At 55.5% G+C, this 24,045-nt stretch carries 24 protein-coding genes; 8 read left to right on the forward strand and 16 right to left on the reverse strand.

Going from position 1 to position 24,045, the window contains the following annotated elements; translation table 11 throughout:
- Positions 1-5 precede the first annotated feature (5 nt).
- The 6 genes from ACRDCA_RS24030 to ACRDCA_RS24055 all read right to left on the reverse strand — a co-directional run bounded on the left by ACRDCA_RS24030 (position 6) and on the right by ACRDCA_RS24055 (position 6,093).
- Positions 6-776, reverse strand: coding sequence for an ABC transporter permease (locus tag ACRDCA_RS24030; RefSeq protein ID WP_438691794.1), 771 nt, complete (start codon positions 774-776; stop codon positions 6-8).
- Positions 773-1,708: an ABC transporter ATP-binding protein gene (locus ACRDCA_RS24035; RefSeq protein ID WP_438691795.1), complete on the reverse strand. Its 936-nt coding sequence runs from the start codon at positions 1,706-1,708 to the stop codon at positions 773-775. Before ACRDCA_RS24035 ends, ACRDCA_RS24030 begins: the two co-directional genes overlap by 4 nt.
- Positions 1,705-2,859 (reverse strand): ABC transporter permease, encoded by a 1,155-nt coding sequence (locus ACRDCA_RS24040; RefSeq protein WP_438691842.1) that lies wholly within the window; start codon positions 2,857-2,859, stop codon positions 1,705-1,707. Before ACRDCA_RS24040 ends, ACRDCA_RS24035 begins: the two co-directional genes overlap by 4 nt.
- A 191-nt stretch (positions 2,860-3,050) precedes the next feature.
- Positions 3,051-3,980, reverse strand: a complete 930-nt coding sequence (gene osmF, locus ACRDCA_RS24045) for a glycine betaine ABC transporter substrate-binding protein OsmF (RefSeq protein WP_438691796.1) — start codon at positions 3,978-3,980, stop codon at positions 3,051-3,053.
- Positions 3,981-4,009: 29 nt separating this feature from the next.
- Positions 4,010-5,041, reverse strand: coding sequence for a fatty acid desaturase (locus ACRDCA_RS24050; RefSeq protein WP_438691797.1), 1,032 nt, complete (start codon positions 5,039-5,041; stop codon positions 4,010-4,012).
- A 155-nt stretch (positions 5,042-5,196) separates the two neighbouring features.
- Positions 5,197-6,093 (reverse strand): LysR substrate-binding domain-containing protein, encoded by an 897-nt coding sequence (locus ACRDCA_RS24055; RefSeq protein WP_438691798.1) that lies wholly within the window; start codon positions 6,091-6,093, stop codon positions 5,197-5,199.
- A gap of 140 nt (positions 6,094-6,233) precedes the next feature.
- Here ACRDCA_RS24055 and ACRDCA_RS24060 point away from each other — a divergent pair, with 140 nt between their 5' ends.
- The 3 genes from ACRDCA_RS24060 (at position 6,234) to ACRDCA_RS24070 (ending at position 9,380) form a co-directional block, all read left to right on the forward strand.
- Complete coding sequence (locus ACRDCA_RS24060) at positions 6,234-6,878, forward strand: hydrolase (RefSeq protein WP_438691799.1); 645 nt, start codon at positions 6,234-6,236, stop codon at positions 6,876-6,878.
- A gap of 73 nt (positions 6,879-6,951) precedes the next feature.
- Positions 6,952-7,497: an antibiotic biosynthesis monooxygenase gene (locus tag ACRDCA_RS24065; RefSeq protein ID WP_438691800.1), complete on the forward strand. Its 546-nt coding sequence runs from the start codon at positions 6,952-6,954 to the stop codon at positions 7,495-7,497.
- Between the two features lie 11 nt (positions 7,498-7,508).
- A complete protein-coding gene (locus ACRDCA_RS24070; RefSeq protein WP_438691801.1) occupies positions 7,509-9,380 on the forward strand; it encodes an amidohydrolase in 1,872 nt (623 codons plus the stop codon).
- Positions 9,381-9,422: 42 nt separating this feature from the next.
- Here ACRDCA_RS24070 and ACRDCA_RS24075 read toward each other — a convergent pair whose 3' ends face one another.
- Positions 9,423-10,553, reverse strand: coding sequence for a Gfo/Idh/MocA family protein (locus tag ACRDCA_RS24075; RefSeq protein ID WP_438691802.1), 1,131 nt, complete (start codon positions 10,551-10,553; stop codon positions 9,423-9,425).
- 254 nt (positions 10,554-10,807) lie between these two features.
- Between ACRDCA_RS24075 and ACRDCA_RS24080 the strand changes: the two genes are divergently transcribed.
- Entirely contained in the window at positions 10,808-11,320 is a 513-nt protein-coding gene (locus ACRDCA_RS24080; protein WP_438691803.1) for a DUF523 domain-containing protein, read from the forward strand.
- On the opposite strand, the gene ACRDCA_RS24085 is transcribed toward ACRDCA_RS24080, so the two are convergent.
- Positions 11,291-11,713 (reverse strand): NUDIX hydrolase, encoded by a 423-nt coding sequence (locus ACRDCA_RS24085; protein WP_438691804.1) that lies wholly within the window; start codon positions 11,711-11,713, stop codon positions 11,291-11,293. The two genes, ACRDCA_RS24080 and ACRDCA_RS24085, sit on opposite strands and share 30 nt — an antisense overlap.
- Before the next feature lie 94 nt (positions 11,714-11,807).
- Here ACRDCA_RS24085 and sseA point away from each other — a divergent pair, with 94 nt between their 5' ends.
- Positions 11,808-12,653, forward strand: coding sequence for a 3-mercaptopyruvate sulfurtransferase (gene sseA, locus ACRDCA_RS24090; protein ID WP_438691805.1), 846 nt, complete (start codon positions 11,808-11,810; stop codon positions 12,651-12,653).
- Positions 12,654-12,669: 16 nt separating this feature from the next.
- Entirely contained in the window at positions 12,670-13,182 is a 513-nt protein-coding gene (locus ACRDCA_RS24095; protein WP_438691806.1) for a GNAT family N-acetyltransferase, read from the forward strand.
- Here ACRDCA_RS24095 and ACRDCA_RS24100 read toward each other — a convergent pair.
- From ACRDCA_RS24100 to ACRDCA_RS24135, 8 genes are all read right to left on the reverse strand, one after another.
- Positions 13,177-14,115, reverse strand: coding sequence for a cation diffusion facilitator family transporter (locus ACRDCA_RS24100; protein ID WP_438691807.1), 939 nt, complete (start codon positions 14,113-14,115; stop codon positions 13,177-13,179). The two genes, ACRDCA_RS24095 and ACRDCA_RS24100, sit on opposite strands and share 6 nt — an antisense overlap.
- Positions 14,116-14,378: 263 nt before the next feature.
- Positions 14,379-14,843 (reverse strand): DUF1456 family protein, encoded by a 465-nt coding sequence (locus ACRDCA_RS24105; RefSeq protein WP_438691808.1) that lies wholly within the window; start codon positions 14,841-14,843, stop codon positions 14,379-14,381.
- Between the two features lie 130 nt (positions 14,844-14,973).
- Positions 14,974-15,861 (reverse strand): phosphonate ABC transporter, permease protein PhnE, encoded by an 888-nt coding sequence (gene phnE, locus ACRDCA_RS24110; protein ID WP_438691809.1) that lies wholly within the window; start codon positions 15,859-15,861, stop codon positions 14,974-14,976.
- On the reverse strand, positions 15,861-16,724 hold the full coding sequence (phnE, locus tag ACRDCA_RS24115) for a phosphonate ABC transporter, permease protein PhnE (RefSeq protein ID WP_438691810.1): 864 nt from the start codon (positions 16,722-16,724) through the stop codon (positions 15,861-15,863). Before phnE (ACRDCA_RS24115) ends, phnE (ACRDCA_RS24110) begins: the two co-directional genes overlap by 1 nt.
- 135 nt (positions 16,725-16,859) lie before the next feature.
- Entirely contained in the window at positions 16,860-17,792 is a 933-nt protein-coding gene (gene phnD / locus ACRDCA_RS24120; RefSeq protein ID WP_438691811.1) for a phosphonate ABC transporter substrate-binding protein, read from the reverse strand.
- Between the two features lie 43 nt (positions 17,793-17,835).
- Positions 17,836-18,669, reverse strand: a complete 834-nt coding sequence (gene phnC, locus ACRDCA_RS24125; RefSeq protein WP_438691812.1) for a phosphonate ABC transporter ATP-binding protein — start codon at positions 18,667-18,669, stop codon at positions 17,836-17,838.
- A gap of 124 nt (positions 18,670-18,793) precedes the next feature.
- Complete coding sequence (locus ACRDCA_RS24130) at positions 18,794-20,251, reverse strand: tagaturonate reductase (RefSeq protein WP_438691813.1); 1,458 nt, start codon at positions 20,249-20,251, stop codon at positions 18,794-18,796.
- Positions 20,252-20,322: 71 nt separating this feature from the next.
- Positions 20,323-21,348, reverse strand: a complete 1,026-nt coding sequence (locus tag ACRDCA_RS24135; protein WP_438691814.1) for a zinc-binding alcohol dehydrogenase family protein — start codon at positions 21,346-21,348, stop codon at positions 20,323-20,325.
- 149 nt (positions 21,349-21,497) lie between these two features.
- On the opposite strand from ACRDCA_RS24135, the gene ACRDCA_RS24140 reads away from it, so the two are divergent.
- The gene (locus ACRDCA_RS24140) at positions 21,498-22,403 is read left to right on the forward strand and encodes a GntR family transcriptional regulator (RefSeq protein WP_438691815.1); all 906 of its coding nucleotides are present in this window, start codon (positions 21,498-21,500) and stop codon (positions 22,401-22,403) included.
- A 216-nt stretch (positions 22,404-22,619) separates the two neighbouring features.
- Positions 22,620-23,978: an MFS transporter gene (locus tag ACRDCA_RS24145; RefSeq protein ID WP_438691816.1), complete on the forward strand. Its 1,359-nt coding sequence runs from the start codon at positions 22,620-22,622 to the stop codon at positions 23,976-23,978.
- Positions 23,979-24,045: the final 67 nt, after the last annotated feature.

Below are 24,045 nucleotides of genomic sequence, written 5' to 3' on the forward strand. Positions count from 1 at the left end.
GGAAGTTACCCCGCAGAAGATGAGACCGTCAGCCGCTGTTGACGCCAGGCAGTAAGGTAGCGCACCCAGCGTTCAAACAACATATCGGTGATGATCGCCAACAGCGCCACCACCACCGCCCCCTGGATCACATACGCCGTGTTGAAGCCACTCAGCCCGATAATGATGGGCGTGCCCAACGTTTTGGTGCCAACCGTTGAGGCAATGGCTGCCGTGCCGATATTGATAATCACCGAAGTGCGGATGCCCGCGACAATCACCGGAGCCGCCAACGGCAGCTCTACGCGCCACAATATTTGCCAGCGATTCATCCCCACCCCTTGCGCCACTTCACGCGTGGCCGCAGGAACCGATTCGATCCCGGTCAGGGTGCCTTGCAGGATCGGCAGCAAGCCATAGAGTACCAGCGCAATAATCGCAGGCTGTTCACTAAAGCCCATGACCGGTACCGCTACCGCCAATACCGCGACCGGCGGAAAGGTCTGCCCGACGGCAACCACGGTTTCCACCAACGAGCGGAACTCCCGCCCAGCTTTGCGCGTAACCGCAATGCCAGCGGTTACGCCAATCATTACCGCAATCAGGCTCGAGACCGCCACCAACAATAAGTGCGCCTCCACCAGCGAGAGAAAGCTGTCCTGCTGATATACCGGTCTAGCCAGATCCGGGAACCAGGCGGCAAACAGCCAGTGTAGATGGTTCATGCCAAAGACCAACGCCACCAGCAGAGCAAATGTCCACGGCAGCGGATCGCGCCACCAGCGCCCGATGTTCATGACAGGGCCTTTTGGGTAATCAAATCACTGAAATGCAACACGCCAAGCGCTTGCCCCTGTTCGCCGATCACCGGCAAGCGTTCGCTGCCTCGGGCAACAAACACTGACAACGCCTCACGCAGGCTCATCATGGCTGGGATCGGTTCTCCTTCCGCCTCGCCCGGTCGGACCCTTTCGGCTACCTTGCCCAACGCCAGCAGCTTGATCCCCCGATCGCTGCGGCCAAAGAAATCGCGCACAAAATCATTGACCGGGTTGGTCAGCAGTTCTAGCGGCGTGCCCTGCTGTACCACCTGCCCCTGATCCAGCAGCACGATGCGGTTGGCCAGTGCCAGAGCCTCATCGATATCGTGCGTCACCAGTACGATGGTTCGACCGGAAAGTTGATGAATACGGGCAATTTCAGCCTGCAACGAGGCCCGGGTCACCGGATCGAGTGCGCCAAAAGGTTCGTCCATCAGCAACACCTCGGGATCGGCTGCCAGCGCCCGTGCCACTCCAACACGCTGCTGCTGCCCGCCGGAAAGCTGGTGCGGATAACGGCGGCGGAATAGCTCGGGTTCCAGTTGCAATAGTTCCAACAACTCGGTGACCCGGTTGCGGATACGTGCCCGTGGCCATTTCAACAACTTTGGCACCGTGGCGATATTCTCCTCCACGGTCCAATGGGGGAACAGGCCGATCGACTGAATGGCGTAGCCCATACGACGGCGTAAATCCTGCGGCTTGAACTTATGGATCTCCTCACCGGCAAAGCGGATCTTGCCTTCATCATGCTCGATCAGACGGTTGATCATCTTCAACGTGGTGGATTTGCCAGAGCCGGAAGTGCCGATCAGCACGGTAAACTCCCCCTCTGCCATATTCAGCGAGAGATCGTCCACCGCCGGTTTCCCCTGAAAAATTTTGCTTACCCGGTCAAAGTTAATCATCGGCCTGTCACTTCCAGCATTGAAATTATAAATTTAAACAGCGAATCGACGATCACCGCCATGGCGATCACCGGGATCACCCCGAGCAGCACCAGATCCAGCGCGCTGCTGAGCAACCCCTGAAACACAATCGCCCCAAAACCCCCGGCGCCGATCAACGCGGCCACCACCGCCATCCCTACGGTTTGCACCGCCAGGATCCGTACGCCGGTCAGAAACAGCGGCAATGCCAGCGGCAGCTGTACGCCAAAGAAAATCTGCCCGCGCGTCATCCCCATCCCGCTGGCAGACTCAATCACGCTGGCGGGCACGCTTTGTAAACCAGCGACCACGCTACGCACCAGCGGCAACAGGGCATAGAGCACCAGCGCCACCACCGCCGGAGCCATGCCGATGCCACTGATACCTAACCGTGCGAGCCACGGCCATGCGGCTACCAAGCCGGCCAACGGAGCGATCAACAGGCCAAACAACGCAATGGAAGGCACGGTCTGGATAATATTCAGCGTCGAGAAGATCGGGCCCTGCCAGCGGTTTGAGCGAAAACAGAGTACGCCCAGCGGCACGCCAATCAGCAATGCAGGCACCAGAGTCGCCAGCAAGATGGTCAGGTGCTGTAGCAGCGCGGCATCAAATACCTCCTGCCGGTTGTGATACTCCTTGAGCAGGGAAAGGTAGTCCAACTGGTGAGTAAACAGCAACAGCGCGGCAGGCAGCATCACCAGGGTGTTACCCAGAATGCGCCACAGGTGCGATGGCGTGATGCGCGTCATGGCATCGGCGGCGATCAGGCCGCTCAACGCCGCCATCAGCGCACAACCGCTGCTCCAGGAGGTGCGCGCTAGCGGGGACCCCTGCAATGCCAACTGTTGCGCGGTATAACCGCTCAGCCAAAAGATCATGGCCAGGAGCAGGGAAGCAATGCAGGCAGTCAGCAGCGCACGATAACGCGTTGGCGTCAGCACGCTGAGAACGGCCAGCACCAGCAAGGGCAGCAGCAACCACAGGGCTGGGCCATGCAACAGTGAAATCAGGGAGATACTCTTGCCAGACAGCAGGCGATTAGGGGCATAGCTGAGGAACGGTAGGCCAAAGGCCGCCAACAACAGCAAAACAAGTAAGGTTAGTAATACGCGGTTTTTCAAAAAAATAATCAAAATGACTCCTGATGCCCCCCTCACCCTAACCCTCTCCCACAGGGAGAGGGGACTGAATGTGCTACAACTTAACGACAGTATTCGCCTTCAACATCAACCTCGTCGCAGATTAATTTCTGCACCTGAATGCAGCTCAGGGCAAATCCCTCTCCCTGTAGGTGAGGGGCCTCCATCGTCGAATAAAGTTACTTAATCAACCCTTTCTGTTTCAGGTAATTGACCGCTACCTGTTTGGCATCCTGCCCTTCTACGGCGATCTGCGCATTCAGCTGCTGCAAGGTTGGGCCATCCAGCGTAGCGAAAACCGGTTTGAGCAGTTCGGCAATATTGGCGTGCTGCTGCAACGTTGCCTCACGGATAATCGGTGCCGGCGCGTAGATGGGCTGGACACCTTTTGGATCTTCCAGGGTTTGTAACCCCAGCGCCGCTACCGGGCCGTCGGTGCCATAGGCCATCGCCGCATTAACCCCAGAGGTTTGCTCCGCCGCCGCCTTGATGGTCACCGCCGTATCGCCGCCAGCCAGTGACAGCAACTGATCCTGATTAAGCTTGAAGCCATAGGCATTCTGGAAAGCCGGCAGCGCGTCCGGGCGTTCGATAAACTCCGCCGATGCGGCCAGTTTGAACTTGCCACCGTCATTGATCCACTTGGCCAGATCCGCCAGGGTTTTCAACTGATTGGCCTGCGCTACGTCCTGGCGAATGGCGATCGTCCAGGTGTTATTCGCCGGGGCTGCATCCAGCCAGACGATCTTGTTCTGGTCATAATCGAGTTTTTTCACCTTCTCAAACCCGGCCTGGGCGTTTTTCCACGCCGGATCTTTTTCATCGGAGAAGAAGAAGGCCCCGTTACCGGTGTATTCCGGGTAGATATCAATCTCACCGGAGGTGATCGCGCCACGTAGCACCTTGGTGGTACCCAGCTGCAGTTTGTTGGTGGTTTTGATGCCGTTGGCTTCCAGCACCTGCACGATGATATTGCCGAGCAACGAACCTTCGGTATCAATTTTAGAACCCACGCGTACCGTATCGGCCGCCTGTGCTATTGCGCCAGCCCCCGCCAGAACGGTCAATGCCAATGCCAGAAAACGCGCGCGTAATGGGGTAATCGCCATGCTTGATCCTCTTTGATGATGCTTTCCGGCTATTTCGCCAGATCGATTGGAAAATCCTGAGCAGTATGGGTCCATCGCAGTTCATGCTGAGCCCCGGCACTCTCCTGTTCAAACGGGTGTACCTCAACCGTAATCGGCGCCACGGCATGGTTGATAAACCAGTTGCCGTAGCCCTGTACCACAAATCCCTGGCTGCGTTGCCGGTAAGCCTCACGTTCGGCCAGATAGACTGTTCGTAACCCATACCAAGGTAAACCGGGCAGGTCGTGATGTACTAAATGATAGTTCAGATTGAGAAACAGCAGCCGCCACGGCCAGGCTGCCTCATTAATAATAGAGCGTGCCTGCGGAGCTTCCACCGCGCGATGCTCATAAAACGAACGGATCTTGGTCAATCCCAGCGCCGGGTAGCTCACCGCCAGCAGATAAAATGCGGCAGAAATGCCCTGAGTCTGCAGCCAGGCAAGCAGCGCTAACAGCAGCGTAACGTGTACTAACCACATGGTCAACGTACGCCAATCACCGGCCAGCATGGCTTTCAGCGCGTCGAACAACGTGGTGATAATATCCAATGCAGGACCGAGAATTATCCTGCCAATCAAGGTATTACGCACCTTAGCCAGCAGGGGCAGCAACGCAGGAAAACGTTGCCACTGCGCCTGGCTGAAATAGTAACTTTCCGGATCTTCGGCAGGTTGGGTCAGGTGATCATCTTGGTGATGTTTAATGTGGCTGTCGCGATACAAGCCGTAGGGATACCACACCGCCAGGGGCAACATGCCGAACAGTTGGTTGAGGCGTGGCCAACGGGTGGGATGGCCGTGGATCAACTCATGCTGCAACGAGAGATACCAGGTGGTAGCCACCGTCAACAAAGGCGCTCCCAGCCACGGGCCAAGCTGTTGCCAGAAATTCACTATGCCGAACCAACTGCCATAAACCAGCAGCATAATGCCCCAGGTCGGCAGCTCCAGCCGCCAGACCCATTGCTGGTTAAGCTGTTGGATCCAGGCTCGTTGTTCGCCATGCAGGTACTGGCTATGGGGTTTGGCTGAGGGCATTTTCCGGCTCGCTGGCGGCTATTTTTCTCAGTATCTGCGAAGCGGATCGGCGCTCAAAATAACAAAAGTGGCAAAGCAAAGTTAAAAATCAGCGGCTAGCGGGCGCAGCATGCGGCGCCCCGGTAATCACGCTGCGTACATACTGAGCCTCATTCTTACACCACGCTCTGCGCAGCATAAGTCTGCAATCGCTCACGCCACCAGGCAGCGGCTAAACCCGTCGCACTTTCTCGCCAGCCAAAATAGGCGGTGTCGCTGTAACGCTCCGTTTCTACGATTTTCGCCACCAGTTCACCCGTTTTCAGATACGGCTCGGCAAGATAAACCGGCAGATAGCCACAGCCTAACCCGGCAACTTGTGCCTGCAGTTTTGTCTCAAAACTGAAAACCGTCAGTTGATCCTGCTCATCCAGCACATGCAGATTTTGCGGCATATTCACCCGTGACGTGTCATGAACCACCACCGCACGATGCTGGCGGATGATGCTTTTCTGCAACGGTTCCGGCTCGGCAGCCAACGGATGGTTCGGGGCTACGGCAAACACATACTCCAATTGTCCTAACGGGCTGAAAGCATAGCCCACGCGCGAAGGCGGCTCGCAGATCGCACCGATAATAATGTCGGCACAGCCATGGACCAGCGCCTCCCAGGAGCCAGCCAGCACCTCATGGCTGAAACGTAGCCGGGTGTGATGGTGATGGCGGTAAAACTCATCAATCAGTGGTAGCAGACGAACAAAAGGAAACGACGCATCCACCGCCAGGGTAAGTTCGCTCTCCCAACCGCTGTCTACATAACGTGCCTGCTGCTCCAGATCCTGGGCGGCACGGAGCAAGATTCGTCCCTTTTCCAGTACCAGCTTGCCGGTGTCGGTGAATTTTGCCCGGTGGCCGGAACGATCGAGCAGCGTGATGGCCAGATCGCTCTCCAGTTTCTGCACCATATAGCTCAGGGCAGAAGGCGTTTTAAACAGCGCGGCGGCCGCTGCGGCAAATGAGCCATGTCGATCCAATGCATCCAGGATCAATAGCGCGTCCAGGTTTAATCTCACCCACGTTCTCCCGTGTATAAAAAAACTTAACAAGAAGGTAAAAATTCTACGCTATCTTTGAAAACGGCACCTACCTACCATTCATTCCATTGATACAGCGCATCTGTCTTATTCACGGTAATCTTACTGGAAGGTACATTATGTCCAAGTTTCAACTGCTTGATCCGAAAAATTCCGCACTGATCTTTATCGATCATCAACCCCAAATGGCGTTTGGCGTGGCGAATATCGATCGCCAACAGCTGAAAAACAACGTGGTTGGGCTGGCTAAGGCCGGCAGAATCTTTAACGTCCCTACTATTTTTACCTCGGTCGAAAGCGAAAGCTTCAGCGGCTATATCTGGCCGGAACTGCTGGCAGTACATCCTGAACTCACCCCGATTGAACGCACCTCGATGAACTCTTGGGAAGATGCCGCGTTTGTTAAAGCGGTAGAGGCCACCGGCCGTAAAAAACTGGTGATCTCCGCCCTGTGGACCGAAGTCTGCCTGACCTTCCCGGCGCTGATGGCACTGGAAGCCGGTTATGAGGTTTATGTCGTCACCGACACCTCTGGCGGCACCTCGGTAGATGCTCATGAACGCTCCATCGATCGCATGGTACAGGCTGGCGCTATTCCAGTGACCTGGCAGCAAGTGCTGCTCGAGTACCAACGCGACTGGGCACGCAAGGAAACCTACGATGCAGTAATGGACCTGGTGCGTGAGCACAGCGGTGCCTACGGCATGGGCGTTGATTATGCTTATACCCTGGTGCATCACGCTCCGGCCCGCAACGCCAAATAAAAACCAAGGATTCACCTTAACTGACCCCCATTTCCTTCCCGGCCCCGCGCCGGGATTTTCAGGAGCCGGTTCCATGCCCCATCAGCAACACGTAACGCTGGTGATCACTCACCATCTGACCCCCGGTCAGGAACCGGCCTATGAAGCCTGGTTAAAACGCATCATGCCCGATGCCGCCCAGTTTGACGGCCATCTGGGCGTTAACGTCATTCGCCCCTCGGGCAGTGAGCAGGCTTATACGGTACTGGTCCGTTTCGATAGTCTGGACAATTTGTACCGCTGGATCCACTCGCCGCAACGTATGAAATACGTTGCGGAAGTCACACCATTACTGCAAGGCAGCGATCATATCGAGATCCGCCCCGGTGCCGAGTTCTGGTTCACCCCAGCCAGCGCCAATGTGCGGCCACCGGCCAAGTGGAAACAGTTTTTAATCACCCTGCTGGTGATCTTCCCTTCGACCAATCTGGTGCCCTGGTTTTGGGGCAAGCTGTTACCAGAGCTTGGCGGCACGCTGACCGGGCATTTGCTCAATGATGCCAGCGTCGTCGCCCTGGTGGTATTCCTGTGGATGCCGCTCGTCACCCGTCTGTTTCACCAATGGCTCACCCGCCATTAAAGGAAAACGCTATGAGTCACACAGCTTCATTGATCATGACCAACGGTAAATTCCATACCGTGGATCGTGAGAACCCCACCGCTCAGGCCGTGGCGATCAAGGACGGCAAGTTTCTGGCCGTCGGCAGTGAGAACGACGTCATGCAACATGCCGGGCCGGAAACCCTGGTTATCGATCTGCACGGCCATACGGCGGTACCGGGTCTGAATGATTCACACCTCCACCTGATCCGGGGCGGATTAAACTACAACCTGGAATTACGCTGGGAAGGCGTGCCGTCACTGGCCGATGCCCTGCGTATGCTCAAGGAACAGGCTTTGCGCACGCCTAGCCCACAATGGGTAAGAGTGGTCGGTGGCTGGACCGAGTTCCAATTCGCCGAACGCCGCATGCCAACGTTGGATGAAATCAACGCCGCCGCCCCAGATACGCCAGTATTTATTCTGCACCTGTACGATCGCGCCCTGCTTAACCGCGCGGCGCTAAAAGTGGTCGGCTACACCAAAGACACGCCAAACCCACCGGGGGGCGAAATCCAGCGCGACAGCAACGGCAACCCAACCGGGATGCTGATCGCCAAACCCAATGCCATGATCCTCTACGCCACGCTGGCCAAGGGGCCAAAACTGCCGCTGGCACAGCAGGTCAACTCAACCCGCCAGTTTATGCGCGAGCTGAACCGTCTGGGCCTGACCAGCGCGATTGACGCAGGCGGCGGTTTCCAGAACTATCCAGAGGATTATCAGGTCATCGCGGAGCTGCACGACAAGCAACAGCTGACTTTGCGTATCGCTTATAACCTGTTTACCCAACGGCCAAAACAGGAGTTGGAAGACTTCCAACTGTGGACGGATATGCTTAAACCCGGCCAAGGGACAGATTTTTACCGCCACAACGGCGCAGGTGAAATGCTGGTGTTCTCGGCGGCCGACTTCGAAGACTTCCTGCAACCTCGTCCGGACTTGCCAGCAGGTACCGAGGACGAACTGGAACGCGTGGTTCGCCATCTGGTAGAACACCGCTGGCCGTTCCGCCTGCATGCGACCTACGACGAATCGATCGGCCGTATGCTGAACGTGTTTGAAAAAGTTAACCGCGAGATCCCGTTTGCCGGGCTGCATTGGATCTTTGACCATGCGGAAACCATCTCCGAGCGCAATATCGAACGGGTAAAAGCCCTCGGTGGCGGCATTGCCGTGCAGCACCGGATGGCGTTTCAAGGCGAATATTTTGCCGAACGCTATGGCCTGGAGGCCACCAAGCAGACGCCTCCGGTGGCTAAAATGCTGGCGGCCGAGCTGCCGGTTGGCTTAGGCACCGATGCCACCCGCGTCGCCAGTTATAACCCATGGACGGCGCTATACTGGCTGGTTTCAGGCCGCACTGTTGGCGGTATGGCGATGTATGACGACCATGCGCGTTTGGATCGTGAAACAGCATTGATGCTCTGGACACAGGGCAGCGCCTGGTTCTCCACCGAACAGGGGAAAAAGGGTCAGATCAAGGTAGGACAGTTGGCGGATATGGCCGTGCTGTCAGAGGATTATTTCAGCGTGCCGGAAGAGCAGATCAAGGGGATTGAGTCGGTAATGACGGTGGTGGATGGCAAAGTGGTCTATGCCGCAGGCAGTTTCTCGCCGCTCTCACCGCCGCCGTTGCCGGTGCTGCCGGAATGGTCGCCGGTGATTAATGTTCCAGGGCATTACCGCTCGGCACCGCCCGTTGCCACCAGCAGAGTGGGCGTATCAAGCCAGGCGCACCAATGTTGTGGCCGTTGTGGCGTTCATGCTCACCAGCATGATATTGCCCGTCGCTCCAGCATTCCTATTGGTGACGACAATGCCTTCTGGGGCGCATTCGGCTGTTCCTGCTTCGCGTTTTAATCGACAGTTGGCCCTGCTTGCAGGGCCAACTTTTACGCCCAGTCAGTCGCGGTTGATATCCAGCCAGCGGCGCTCTTCGGCAGAGGCGGCAATCGCATCCAGCACGCAGGACACCTTCCAGCCTTCCTCAAAATCTGGCCACAACCGATCACCCGCCGCAATGCCGTTGACCAGATCGCGGATCTCCACCGTTTTCTGATCGTTAAAACCGATCCCATGCCCGGCGCTGACACAGAACGCAGCGTAATCCGGGTGCTTCGGCCCGACCATGATGGTTTTAAAGCCTTGCCGCTCTGCCGGTTCGTCATGGCGATACAGCTTCAGCTCGGCCATACGTTCCTGAGTGAAGCTCAGCGTGCCCTTGGTGCCGGTTACCACATAGGTCAGGCCCATTTTGCGCCCGCAGGCAATGCGCGAGGTTTCGATCGTGCCCATCGCTCCGTTGGCAAAACGTAGCAGCGCACTGGCCTGATCTTCGTTTTCGACTTCACACAGCTTGGCCGGGTTATTGGCATCGGGACGCTGTTTGATCAGGGTCTGCATGTCGCCCGACACCGCGACGATATCCCCCACCAGATAATGCGCCATATTGACGATATGCGCCGCCAGATCGCCCAATGCCCCTAGACCGGCGGTGGCTTTGCGGCAGTGCCAATCTATCGGCGTACGGGGATCGGCCAGATAATCTTCATTGTGGGTGCCGTAGAAATGCACCACGTCACCAATTTCACCGTTGGCGATGATTTCCCGCGCCAGCTGGCTGGTCGGGTTTTTCATATAGTTGAACCCGACCAGCGTTTTGACCCCTTTGGCGCGCGCGGCCTGCACCATTTCGGCCGCGTCTTGTGCATCCAATGCCAGCGGCTTTTCGGAATAAACGTGCTTACCGTGCGCAATCGCCGCCAGAGCCATCTCTTTATGCAGGAAGTTTGGGGCACAGATATCTACGACATCAATAGCGGGGTCAGCCACTAATTCGCGCCAGTTGGCGGTTGAGCGCGAGAAGCCGAACTCCGCCGCCCGCTGGGCTGCCAGCTCGGGCGTGACTTCCGCCAGCATCTCCAGCACCAGTTCCCCTTTTAACGGGAATACCGTGCCAACCTGAGCATAGGCGATGGCATGACAGCGGCCAATATAGCCCGTCCCGATCAATCCGACGCGTACCTGTTTCATCCTGTTCTCCCGAATCGTTAATGGAAATTAAAATTCAATTTAATCTTATATGAAATTAAAATTTCAAAAACCAGTCGTTCGTCAACTTTGCCCCAGATCCGTGACTGCCCTCATAAAATGCGGCGGCTAAACAGCAAGGGGTTGGCAAAAGAGTGGGAGGGTACGGCTAGCATTCAGTAAAACGACGCTGCTATGATAAAGCCGAGCGTGTGACCTTGGTGCCACACTTTCGCCCCCTCAACAGAAGACACATCATGCCGCCGAAAATCTTGATCAGTGCCTGCCTGGCCGGTTTCAACGTGCGCTACAACGCCTCCAGCAAAACCGTTATCGATACTACCTTACAACGATGGCAAACCGAGGGGCGGCTGGTTGTGTGCTGCCCTGAACTGGCTGCCGGTTTCTCCACGCCGCGCCCACCGGCAGAGATTACGGCCGCAGCCAATGGAGCAGAGGTCATAGCTAACCAGGCCAGAGTGATCGACGCATTAGGGGAGGATGTTACCGATAGTTATCTGCTGGGTGCCCATTTGGCATTGGATACCGCTCGCCTGCATGGCTGCCGTTTTGCCCTGCTGAGCGATCGCAGCCCTTCGTGCGGTAGCCAGACGATTTACGACGGTTCATTCAACGGCCAAACCCAGCCCGGCAGCGGTGTTACCACCGAGCTGCTGCGCCAAAATGGCATTGAAGTGTTTTCCGAGCATCAACTCGAAGCGCTGATCGAGCGTGTCCAACTAGCCGAGCAGGCCGAAGCGATCGGCTAACCGCTGGCGCAGATGGGCAATACCCTGCGGGTGCCGGATAAACTCATCCGCAGGCATCATTTGCCAACACTGACCTTCGTTGCCTAAGCGGATTGCCGCGATCTGCGCGAGGGTGATCTCCCCTACCATAAACCAGGTAGGCGGCAAGCCCGCTTCAATCCCGGCAAAACGCTGCTGCCAGACAATTTGCCGGGTGGGCAACAGAATACCGAACTCCTCCTCGGTTTCACGTTGTACACATTCTACCGGAGTTTCCCTACCTTCACGCCCGCCACCGGGCAAGTCCCAGCAGCCGGGCCAGGGTATCTCCGGATTGTCATCACGCAGGTAAACCAGCACCTGCCCGCGATACAACAACGCAATTTTCGCCCCGCCAAAGTCTTGCTCAATCATCCATCCCGCTCCCTTTCAAACCGCAGCATACCAATATGCAAGATCGTTGAGGTATAGTGAAAACCTTCTTTGTCATCACAGGCGAACAATAGCGATGAACTCTCCCTTTTTAGTGACCGCGCAATGGCTTGAACAACATATCAACGATGAAAATCTGGCGCTGGTTGACGTACGCATGTCACCGGTAGGCCTGGTGCCAAAGAAAGATATGTTGGCCGAATTTGCGGCCGGTCATATTCCAGGCGCGGTGTATTTTGATATTGACGATGTCGCGGATAAAAACACCACGCTGCCGCATATGCTGCCCACGGCGGAAGCTTTTGCCGCCGCAGTAGGTAAGCTGGGCATCAATGATCAGCAGACCATCGTGTTCTACGACGAAGGCAATCAGTTCTCTGCCCCACGCGGCTGGTGGACGTTCCGTAATTTCGGTGCGCAAAACGTTTACGTGCTCGATGAAGGTTTGCAGGGCTGGACAGCACGCGGTAACGCATTAGCAACCGGCCCCGCTCAGCCCGTTCCTGCCACCTTCCGCGCGCAGTTTAAGCCTGAAGCCGTAGTGAATATGCAGCAGGTTGAGCAGGCGATGAACGACAGGTTACAGATCCTGGACGCCCGCGCCGCGCCGCGCTTCCATGCCCAAGCGCCGGAACCACGCCCTGGCCTGCATCGTGGTCATATTCCGGGCAGCATCAATATCCCGTATGGCGATCTGCTGGAAAACGGCCGATTCAAATCACTCGACGCGCTGAAAAAAACCTTCGCGGATAAAGGGGTCGATATCGACGCCCCTACCATCGTCAGCTGCGGCTCAGGCGTCACGGCCGCCGTGCTAGCCTTTGGCCTGCAATCGCTGGGTGCCAAGCAGGTGAAGTTGTATGACGGTGCCTGGAGCGAATGGGGAGCACTGAGCGGCAACCAGCCGATCGCTCAGGATTAATCACAGAGAGGTTATCGTGTTCACGATCCGTCAGGCGTTGCCCGCTGATTTAGCCACCGTGCGGGAAATCGGGATTGCCAGCTATGTCGCTCACTTTGCTGAGCTTTGGCAGAACCCGCAGGAGTTGCAGGCATTTCTGGCCAAGGATTTTTCCGCAGAAGCGTTGAGCGGCTCACTGCAAAGCAACCAAACTTGCTGGCTGTTAGCCTATGAGGATGGCACGCCGATAGGCTTTGCCAAGCTCAATCTCGATAGCCTGCTGGCGGCAACCGCCACTACCGGTGCCGAGCTACAGAAAATCTATTTCCTGCCGGGATTTGCCGGACGTGGCTATGGTGAACAACTCTATGCCGAAGTACAGCGGCGAGCCATTGAGCAACGGCAAACGCTGCTGTGGCTGGACGTGCTGAAAAGCAACCTTGCCGCACAACGCTTTTATCAGCGCCAAGGTATGGCGGTCGTCGGCGAGGACAGCTATACCAGCGTCAGCCAATCCGTTGAGATGTGGGTAATGGCCAAAAACCTATAGCCATTTGGCATTGTGGGTAAAGGAGATAGTCAGCCAGCGGTGCGGGCTATCTTCACCAATGGCGTCGGCTATCTGGTCACGTATTTTATCCAGCTTGTGCACACCGCAGTTTTCCATGCTCGGCGGGATCACGATATGGATCTCAATAAACAGCCCGCGACCAACGCGGGTGGCGTAATTGGAATAGTCCAGGAAGCCATATTCTAACGTCAGCTGCGCCATAATGGCTTCCACCTTGGCATCCAGGCTGTCCGGCGTCATCTGCAACACCTCCTGAATGGCAGATTTTACCGTTTTGATGGGCACCGGGATCAATACCAGCGTCAACAGTGCCAGCGCAAAAGGGTCGGCATACACGTTGAGATATTCATAGCGGGTGCCTTCCATCATCCAGGAAAGAATGAAGGCCACCAACAGCGCCGAACTGATGCAGGCCGACATCAGCCAGCTTTTGTTATCCAGCGCGATCAGTTCCGACTTGACCTGTTTATTCAGCCGGCTTTGCTTAACGTAGAGGGTAAAGCAGAAAACGCTGACGGTAACGGCATACACAATCGCCCAACCTAGCTCGAGTTCGCGACCACCATCGGCAATACCTTTGACGGCATTCACAAAGGCATACAGGCACAACAACGCCAATAAACTGCCGTTAAATGCCAGCACCAGCGGTTCAACATGCCAGAAACCATACTGGAAGCGGCGACTATGGGGTTGACCCAGCAGGCGGGACACCAACAGGGATAAAGAACACATGCCCGCATCCAAGGCCGAGAACATGCCGTCAAACACGATCGACATGGAACCGCAGAGAATCCCAAACACGATCCCGGCGCTGGCGATAAACAGCGTGCAGAAGATCGACCTGCGCAGGATTTTTTGTTCTATTGCCGTGCTGTTCAGCGCCGGTGGCAGCGTGGTGGATGCGGTCGCCATAAGTCCCTTAATAAAGTAAGAAAGTTCAGACGTGTAATGCGATCAAGTATGATCCACAAACCCGGCGCGTACAAAAAAGAACTGTCAATTAAGGCAGGTAAACCCCCTCACCCCAACCCTCTCCCGATGTAGCGTTCAGGAATACCCTGCGCACAGTAATAGGGAGAGGGGGCGCGTCTGGAGCCGCAGGCAGGTAAAGATGTCAATTTGTAGCACGTTCGGTCCCCTCTCCCTGTGGGAGAGGGTTAGGGTGAGGGGCAGAATTATGCGCCGCGAATACGCTGGGTCAGCCCTTTCAGGAAGTAGCGCAGCATCTGATCGCCGCATGGGCGGAAGTTTTTGGTGCCTTGTTTGCGGAACAGGGCGCTCAGTTCAGGCTTGGAGATACGGAACTCCACGGCGGTAAAGATCTGATGCAGGTCGACGTCTTTCAGTTCAAACGCCACACGCAGCTTTTTCAACACCAGGTTGTTGGTGATCGGCAACTCGATCTCCGGTGCCGGGAATTTATCGTCTTTACCACGCTTGAAGAACACCAGGCCATTGAGGAAATGCGCCATCACTTCGTCCGGGCAGTTTGCAAAACCCGGTTCGCCTTCCTTGATCATGTAGGTCCCCATGGCTGCGACATCGACGTCAAAACCGTCCAGCTTGACGATCTCAACCATCTTCGCGTCGTTAATAGCCAGCATGTAGCGCACGCTGCGCAGCACATCATTGTTAATCATGGAATTGCCTTTAGCTTGTCAATCAGGAGAGGCGTGCAGCGCTGCACACCTTGCATGGCGGCAGTATAGGGATCCGGCGGGGGTTTCTCAATGGAATTTCCACGGGCAAACCTGGGTTTGCCCGCAGAGGTTAATGATTTTTCGGGTAAAGCGGAATTTCTTCACCGACGATATATTTATTACGCAGGATCGCCGAGATCTTGTCCATCAGCATCACGATCGCCACCAGGATCAGGGTGATAAACATCACCACGTCCCAGTTCCACAGGCGCATATTCTCGGCATAGACCAGGCCGATACCCCCTGCGCCAACAAAACCGAGCACCGCCGCCGAACGGGTGTTGGACTCAATCTGGTACAGGCTCAGCGCCAGGAAGGTCGGGAAAGATTGGGTGAAAATACCGTAACGGTGTTTTTGTAACCCGTTGGCGCCCACCGCCGTTAATCCACGGCTCGGGGATTTATCCACCGCTTCGTGGCCTTCGGCATACAGTTTACCAAGCAGACCGATATCCTGCATCACGATCGCCAACACCCCGGCCAGCGGCCCCATGCCCACAGCGCGCACGAAAATCAGGCCCCAGATGGCCATATCAATCCCCCGCAGAATATCCAGCAGCCGGCGAACCAGCGTCGCCACCGGCCGCAGCACGGGGGAGGACATCACGTTGCGCGCGGCAAAAAACGACAGCGGCAAGGCAATCAGCGATGCGGTGATGGTGCCGGCAAACACAATCGCCAAGGTGATAAAGATCTGCTGGAAATAGTAACCAAACGGCCAGTTGGCAAAATCGTGCCAGACAAACATGCGCAAAAAGTAGCGGCTAATCTGCTGACAACCGTTGGCAAATTGCGGCCAGGAAATGCCAAACACCAGGAAGAAGAACACGTAATACAGCACAATCGCCACGGCGATAATACCGAGCGTACGCAAATAGCGCCCTTGCCTGGCGAAGATTTCCGGGTTCTGCTGCTTGAGCAGTTGCAAGTTAGTGTTCGATATCGGTTGAACGGACATCAGGCTTTCCCCTCGACAACGCGTTTACGTAATTCACCGGAGGCATAGTCCAGCAGCGACACCACCACGATAATCAGCAGCAGCGTCATGCTGACCTGATCGTAACGGTCGAGTTTGATATTGGTCATCAGTTCCTGACCAATGCCGCCCGCCCCCACCAGGCCGAGGATGGTCGACTGACGGAAGTTGATTTCCAGCCGCATAAAGCTGTAGGACAGGAAGATCGGTTTCACCTGCGGCCACAGGCCGAAACGCATGCGCTGCAACGGCGTAGCTCCACAGGCGGCCAGCCCGCGCACCGGTTTGTTAGACGCGGTTTCAATCGATTCGTAGAACAGTTTGGTCAGGCTGCCGATGGTGTGCAGCGCCAGCGCCATAAATCCGGGAATGGCACCGATGCCAAACGCCATCACAAACATCACCGCCCAGGCCAGCTCCGGCATGGTGCGCAAGAAAGCCACCAGCGTGCGGATGGCAAAACGCAGCGTCGCTGGGCTGTGGGTGTTATTGGCCGCCAGGAAGGCTAGCCCGCCCGCCACCAGCACGGAAAGGATCGTTGCCGCCAACGCCAGCTGTAACGTTTCCCAAATCAGCGGTAATTGGATATGCAACCGGTAGCCCCAATAAGCGAAGGAACCTTCGGTATGGCCGTCGGCGAACAGCAGCGGCCAGCGCAGTACCGGGATGGTTTCTGCCAGATAGTCAAAGAAATGGGGGATCGACACCCAGACGGTATGCAGATTGAACTCGGCGATATTGCCTGCGCCAAGATAAAGCGCTACCAGCCCGAGCGACCAGAGCAGGGTTTCACGCTTCTGCTTGCTGCGGATCCGCTGGTAGTAATGTGCAAAGTCTGTATTCAAAATCGCGTTCCAATAGATTGTGGCGAAAGAGTTGTCCCCTCACCCTAACCCTCTCCCACAGGGAAAGGGGACTGAATGTGCCACTGGTTATCCCTTGCATCTGACTGCAGCATCGAATCTGCGATGGGGAAAACCTTAGCGGTCGCCCTTGGTCAGCTCACGCTTCATATCGATAATGGTCTGGTATTCCGCCAGCTTGACGTCGCCAATGTGCTGCTTGCCACCCATCGCCTTGATAAAGCACTGATGGTTGTCGGTATCCAGTTTCTTGATGGCGGTGACCACTTTGGCCTTGAAATCCGCTGGCAGAGAGTTGCTCACCAGGATCGGGCCATTCGGGATCAGCGGCGACTGCCAGATAATGCGGATCTGCTTCATCAAATCCGGGTGATCCATGCGGATCATACGATTGAAGGCACCACTGGTGTAACCGGTGTTGTAATCACCAATCATCGAGGCCCAGGTCACCGCCCCTTCAAACTGGCCGTTCAACACGCCAAGCACGTCCTGCTCATGGCCACCGGAGAAGGTGATGCTGGAGAAGAAGTTGTTGTATTTGTTATCCGGCGTGCCACCAAACTGCTGCTTGAACACCTGGTTTGGCACCAGGAAACCGGAGGTCGAATCCGGGTCCGCAAAGCCGAAGGATTTGCCCTTCAGATCTTCCAGCTTTTTGTAAGGGCTATCCGCTTTCACCACCACCACCGAGTGATAACCGCGTGACTGATCGGTATCGTCAACGGCGATCCCCACCAGATCGACCGCCTTGGGATCCTTGATATAGACGGAAGCAAACGACGAAGGCGACATGCTCAGCACCAGATCGATCTTGCCCCCAAGCAGCCCCTGGATCACGCCAGAGTAGTCGGAAGAGTTACGCAGCTTGGTGTCTACGTTCAGTTCTTTATCCAGAAAATCTTTCACACACTGGTTATCGCCGATCTGCTGGGTGGCGTTTTGCCCGCCCAGGATCCCCAGGTTCAAAACTTTCGGCGCGTCCGCTGCACCTGCATTAAATACCATCATTACGCCGGCCATCATGGTGGTCAGTGTGAGTACTTTTTTCATTGCGCATGCCCTGTGTGTAAAGGTAAAGGTGACGTTCAGGTGATTAATGGATCTGATTGGCTTCTTCGCCATACAACTGATGCAAAATACGTTCGTTAAGCTGTGACGGGTGGCCGTCAAAAATGATTTTGCCCTGGGCTATGCCAATCACCCGGGTACAGTATTCCCTCACCAGCTCGACCGAGTGCAGGTTCACCATCACCGCGATATCGTCCTCGCTGACTTTCTGTAGCGCATCCATAATGCGGCGGGTGTTTTTCGGATCGAGTGACGCGACCGGCTCATCGGCCAGCAGGATTTTCGGGTTTTGCATTAGTGCGCGGCAGATGGCAACACGCTGCATCTGGCCGCCGGACAGATTCTCGGCACGTTGCAGCGCATGCGGCAGCATATTCAGCCATTGCAGCAGCTCGATGGCCCGCGCACGATCGGCATCGTCGAACACTTTGAAAAAGGATTTCAGCGTAGAGGTGTGACTGAGGCGGCCAAGCAGCACGTTGGTGATCACATCCAACCGGGGTACCAGGCAAAAGTCCTGGAAGATCATGCCGCAGCGGGCGCGCCACTGGCGCATCTGACGGGCCGAGAGCTGCGCGATATCCTGCGCCACGCCGTCGTCTTCAAAATGCAGCATTTCGCCGCAGCTGGAAGGGATGGTACCGTTCAGCGTATGCAACAAGGTGGATTTACCTGCCCCGGAGCGGCCGATCACCGCCACAAATTCCCCGGCGTGCAGATCGAAATTGATGTCATCGAGGACGCGTTGCTGGGCTTGATAAGCCTTACCCAACCCCTTTACCGATAATACCTTGCGTAACGGGATCGGTTGCTGGCCTGGGTAGCCGGCCGGTGCAAGTTTTAACAGTGCCTGTGCCATATGATTTCTCTGATTTCAGTGGCTAATCTTATGGGCACCTATTAACGAATAACTGTATGACACGCAGATGATGGTTTTATGGCCGGGAAATGACGCTCAACGCCATTTCCCGTGGTGGGGAGGATTAATCATTATCCAGTTCAAGCAATGCTGCACGCATCCCTTGGTCAAGAATAGCCTGCAGATCGGAGGTCACGGCAGCCGTCAGGCCGGGAACGGCGTTAAGATTTTGCCCCCAATGCGCCTCTTCGGCCAGCACGCTTTCTACCAGCGCCGCAAGCGTCACGTCATGATGTTCCACTCCAGCCCACAAGGTTGAGAACCTCGTCAGCCAATGGGCATCATCTTGCAACGCATAGCTGCCCGCCTGCCGTTCACCGCGATAGAAGGCCAGCAACGCCGCCAAGGCAAACGTCAGCCGTTTTGGCAGCACCCCATTTTTCTGCTGGCCAGCCAGCAGCTGCGGCAAAATACGCGTGCGGAATTTGGTCATGCCATTGAGCGCAATCGACAGCAGTTGATGCTGAATAAACGGGTTACGGAAACGGTTCTGCACCGCTTCGGCAAACGGCCGTAACTCTTCCTGTGGCAGATCGAGCACCGGCATAATCTCTTCGGCAATGGTGCGCGCCACATAGCCACCGATTTGCTCGTCGCTCATGGCCTCGCCCACGGTATTCAAACCGGCCAGGAACGCCACCGGCACCAGCGCCGTATGCGCCCCATTGAGGATCGCCACCTTGCGCTCTTTGTATGGCTTGATGTCATCGACGATATGCACGTTCAGATCCAGCTGATCCAGATGCAACTCTTTCGCCAGCCACTGCGGGCCCTGGATCACGAACAGATAGAAATGTTCCGCCGTGTCGAGGAAGCTATCGCGGTAACCCAGTTGCTGCTGCCATTGGTCAACTTCATCTCGCGGGTAGCCGGTAACGATACGATCGACCAGCGTTGAGCAGAAGGTGTTGCAATCGTTCAGCCAATCGGTGAATGCCTGTGGTAACTGCCACTGTTGCGCATAGCGCAATACGTACTCTTTCAGCGCTTCGCCGTTGTAATCGATCAGCTCACACGGCAGCAGTACCCACCCCTTGTCTGCGGCCCCGTCAAAATAGCTGAAACGCTCGAACAACAGCCGCGTCAGCTTGGCCGGGAAGCTGGCCGCCGGGGCATCGCTGAACTTATCGTCCGGTAAATAGCTGATCCCCGCCTCGGTGGTGTTGGAGAACACGAAACGGATCGCCGGATCCCGTGCCAGCGCCAGATAGCTGTCATACTGATGGTAAACGCTGATCTCACGGTTGACCGAACGGATCAGCCGTGGCTCGCAAACCGCCTCCCCCTGCTCGTTCAGTCCACGGATAATGGTAGTGTACAGACCATCCTGGGTATTGAGCGAAGGCGGCTGCTCGCTGTCGATAGGACGCACCACCACCACACCGGCATTCAGCCCGGTATGCTGGTTGAGCAGGTCGATTTGCCAATCGACAAAGGCGCGCAGGAAGTTACCTTCACCAAACTGGATAATGCGATCGGGATACTGTGCGCCAGGGAATTCGCTACGATTTAGTTGTTTCATTATTGCTCCTTGCATCCGGTGATCCCCCGGGAAGAAAAATATAATTTTCCAGGCCAGGGGAAAGCATCAATTTAGTTAAAATGGATAACGCCTTTAATCAGCTGTTTATTATTAATCACTTCCGCTTCATATTTTTCTGCCAAAGTGGAAAACTCGAATTGATGGGAAAGCATCATCTCGGCAGTGATTTTTCCGGCAGCCATTAATTGCCCGACCTTGATAAAATCTTCTTTCGTCGCATTGCGGCTCCCCATCATGGTGGTTTCTTTTTTATGGAATTCCGGATCGGAGAACTGCAGATCGCCTTTGAACAGGCCGACAAACGTGATACTGCCGCCATGGCGGATCAGGTTGACGCTATTATTCATTGCATGCGGATTGCCGGTGGCATCAATGATTTTTGCCGCCAGCATGCCAGAGAATTGCGCTCTTAAGGCGGCCTCAAAATCCGCATCCGAAGGATCCAGAGTCGTCAGCCCCAGCATGTTTTCCACATGTGCACGGCGCTCTGCGCTAGTATCAGCCACGATTACTTTCGCCCCATCCGCCTTGGCGATTGCCGCAGCTCCCAGACCAATCGGCCCGGCCCCCACCACCAGCAGATGATCGCCCTGCCCGATGGCCGCACGACGTACCGCGTGGGCACTGATAGAGAACGGCTCAATCAGCGCGGCCGCTTGTGGGTCCACATCATCCACCGCCAGCAGGTTGCTCACCGGCACGCTTAAAAACTCACTAAAGCCGCCATCTTGATGAACGCCAATCACCGAGATGTTTTCACAGCAATTGGGTCTACCGCTGGTACAGGCCCCACAGTGATGGCAGGAGACATAGGGGATCACCGCCACACGCTGCCCGACGCGCAATTCACTGACCTGGTCACCGATGCTGACAATCTCGCCGCATATTTCATGCCCCAGAACCCGTGGATAGCTAAAGAACGGTTGTTGACCTGACCAGGCGTGGATATCGGTACCGCAGATGCCAACCGTCAGTATTTTTAGCACCGCTTCATTCGGCGCAGGCTGGGGTCGCGGCCTTTGTTGGTAAACCAGCCGGGTCGGCTCCAGACAAACTAGCGTATTCATAGTGGCCATGATTTTTCCTCCTGTGATGTGGAGCTGTTATCCGGCAAAAAGGAGTCCGCGATTGGGCTGACGAGAAGAATTTGTGAGTCAGCACAAATTAAACCGGTTTAAATGGGTTTTAAATGCTTAAAAAACATTTTCTCTCACTGAGCACGCCAATGAGCAGAACGCAAAACCTCCGACAGAATGTGATCAATCAGATGATCGACGGCATCATCAAGGGCCATATCCGTTCACCGCTGCCCTCCCAGGCAGGGCTGGCAGAAATGTATAACATCAGCCGTACCACGGTGCGCCACACGCTAACGCATTTACATCAACGTGGCGTACTGGAGAAGGTCAATGATGATTACGTGATCCTGCGTATGCCACTGGCGGAAGACGGTTTTGAATGCATGAGCCACTCGCTGGACGAGCAGGCTAAACTGTTTGAGAAAGCCTTCTACCAGATGATCAACCAAAAACAGCTGCGCGCGGGGGATTCCTTCACCGAATTGCAGCTGTCACGCACGGTGAACGTCAGCCCGGTAGTGGTACGCGAGTTCCTGCTGCGCTTTAGCCGCTTTGATCTCATCGACAACGTGCGCCGTGGCCAATGGAGCATGAAAAAGTTTGACCAAAACTATGCCGAGCAACTGTTTGAACTGCGCCAAATGCTGGAAACCCACGCCCTGTCCCGCTTTATCAATCTGCCCGCACAGGATGGCCGCTGGCTGCAAGCCAAGGAGCTGTTGAACCGCCACCGCCAACTGCGGGACACCATCAGCGACAATTATCGGCTGTTCTCCCAGTTGGATCGCGACTTCCATACCCTGATCCTGTCGGCCGCCAACAACCCGTTTTTCAACCAGTCGCTGGAAATCATTTCGGTGATTTTTCACTTCCACTATCAGTGGGATGAAACCGACCTGAAGCAAAGAAATATTATTGCTATTGAGGAACATATGGCTATTTTGAGCGCCTTGATCTGCCGCAGCGATCAGGAGGCTGCCCGCGAGCTGCACCGCCATCTGGATACCGCCAAGCAGTCAATGATCCGCTCGATCAAACAGGATGCCTGCTGATTTTTATTGATAAAAAACCACAGTAATCGAGATTTAAAACCGATTAAATACAGCAAAATCGTAACCGCCGCACGGAACCGGTTAAAAAAGACACCATCAACCATTTTCGCCGCCTAGGCTCACTGTCGATAGGCGAATTAATACCGTTGTTAACACCTCTCCAGGGCCATCCCCGGCAGAATAAATATTATTAATACGGAATAATAGAGGCGAGTAATGGAAAAAATAACCACCGTGAGCAATGGGAATAAACCGGCAGAGCGTTACTCTGATACCATTAATCCCATTCCCGTAAGCGGAATAGTCGAGCGTTCCGCGAGAATTAAAAAAATCCAGACTACGGCTATGATCCTGTTATTTTTTGCGGCCGTGATTAATTTTCTCGATCGCAGTTCGCTCTCCGTCGCCAACTCCACCATTCGTGAGGAAATGGGGTTGAGCGGTACCGAGATTGGCCTGTTGCTTTCCGCCTTTTCACTGGCTTATGGGATTGCGCAATTACCTTGCGGACCACTGCTGGATCGAAAAGGCCCACGTATCATGCTGGGCCTGGGGATGTTTGTCTGGTCTGCGTTCCAGACGATGTCTGGCATGATCCACAACTTTACCCAGTTTATCTGGGTGCGTATCGGCCTGGGGATCGGCGAAGCCCCCATGAACCCATGCGGCGTGAAGGTGATCAACGACTGGTTCAACATTAAAGATCGCGGTATGCCGATGGGGATCTTTAACTCGGCCTCCACTATCGGCCTGGCCATCAGCCCACCGATCCTCACCGCCATGATGCTGTTGCTTGGCTGGCGCGGGATGTTTATTACTATTGGTTTATTGGGCATTGCCTTGTCCATCGGCTGGTACATGCTGTATCGCAACCGTGAAGATATTGACCTGAACGAGCAGGAACAAAGCTATCTCAACGCCGGTAGCGTCAGTGCACGCCGCGAGCCAATGAACTTCAAGGAATGGCGTTCGCTGTTCAAGAACCGCACCATGTGGGGGATGATGATCGGCTTTAGCGGCATCAACTACACCGCCTGGCTGTATCTGGCCTGGCTGCCGGGCTACCTGCAAACCACCTACCATCTGGACTTGAAAAGTACCGGTATGCTGGCGGCAATCCCGTTCCTGTTTGGCGCTGCGGGCATGTTGTCTAATGGCTTTGTCACCGATTTCCTGGTACGCCGGGGCATGGCTCCGCTCAAGAGTCGTAAAATCTGCATCGTCGCCGGGATGCTGCTGTCCGCCGGTTTTACCTCCGTCGTGGCTCAGGCTACTACCACCTCCAGCGCGGTAGCGTTAATCAGTATGGCACTGTTCTGCATCCACTTTGCCGGCACCTCCTGCTGGGGGCTGATCCACGTGGCGGTCACTTCCCGTATGACCGCCTCGGTGGGCAGCATTCAAAACTTTGCCAGCTTTGTGTTCGCTTCGTTTGCCCCAGTGATCACCGGTTGGATCCTTGATACCACCAACTCATTCAGCCTGGCGCTAACCATCTGTTCCTGCGTCACCTTGGTCGGTGCATTGTCTTATGTATTTATCGTCAAACACCCCATCACCGACAGCGTAGCCTGAGCCCTCCCCCCTCATCCAAGGTGTGTCACTACAATTTCAAACACACTTGATCGGTTCCCTCTCCTTG

Origin of the sequence: Serratia sp. (in: enterobacteria), from assembly GCF_051654945.1 — a bacterium.
GTDB lineage: Bacteria > Pseudomonadota > Gammaproteobacteria > Enterobacterales > Enterobacteriaceae > Chania.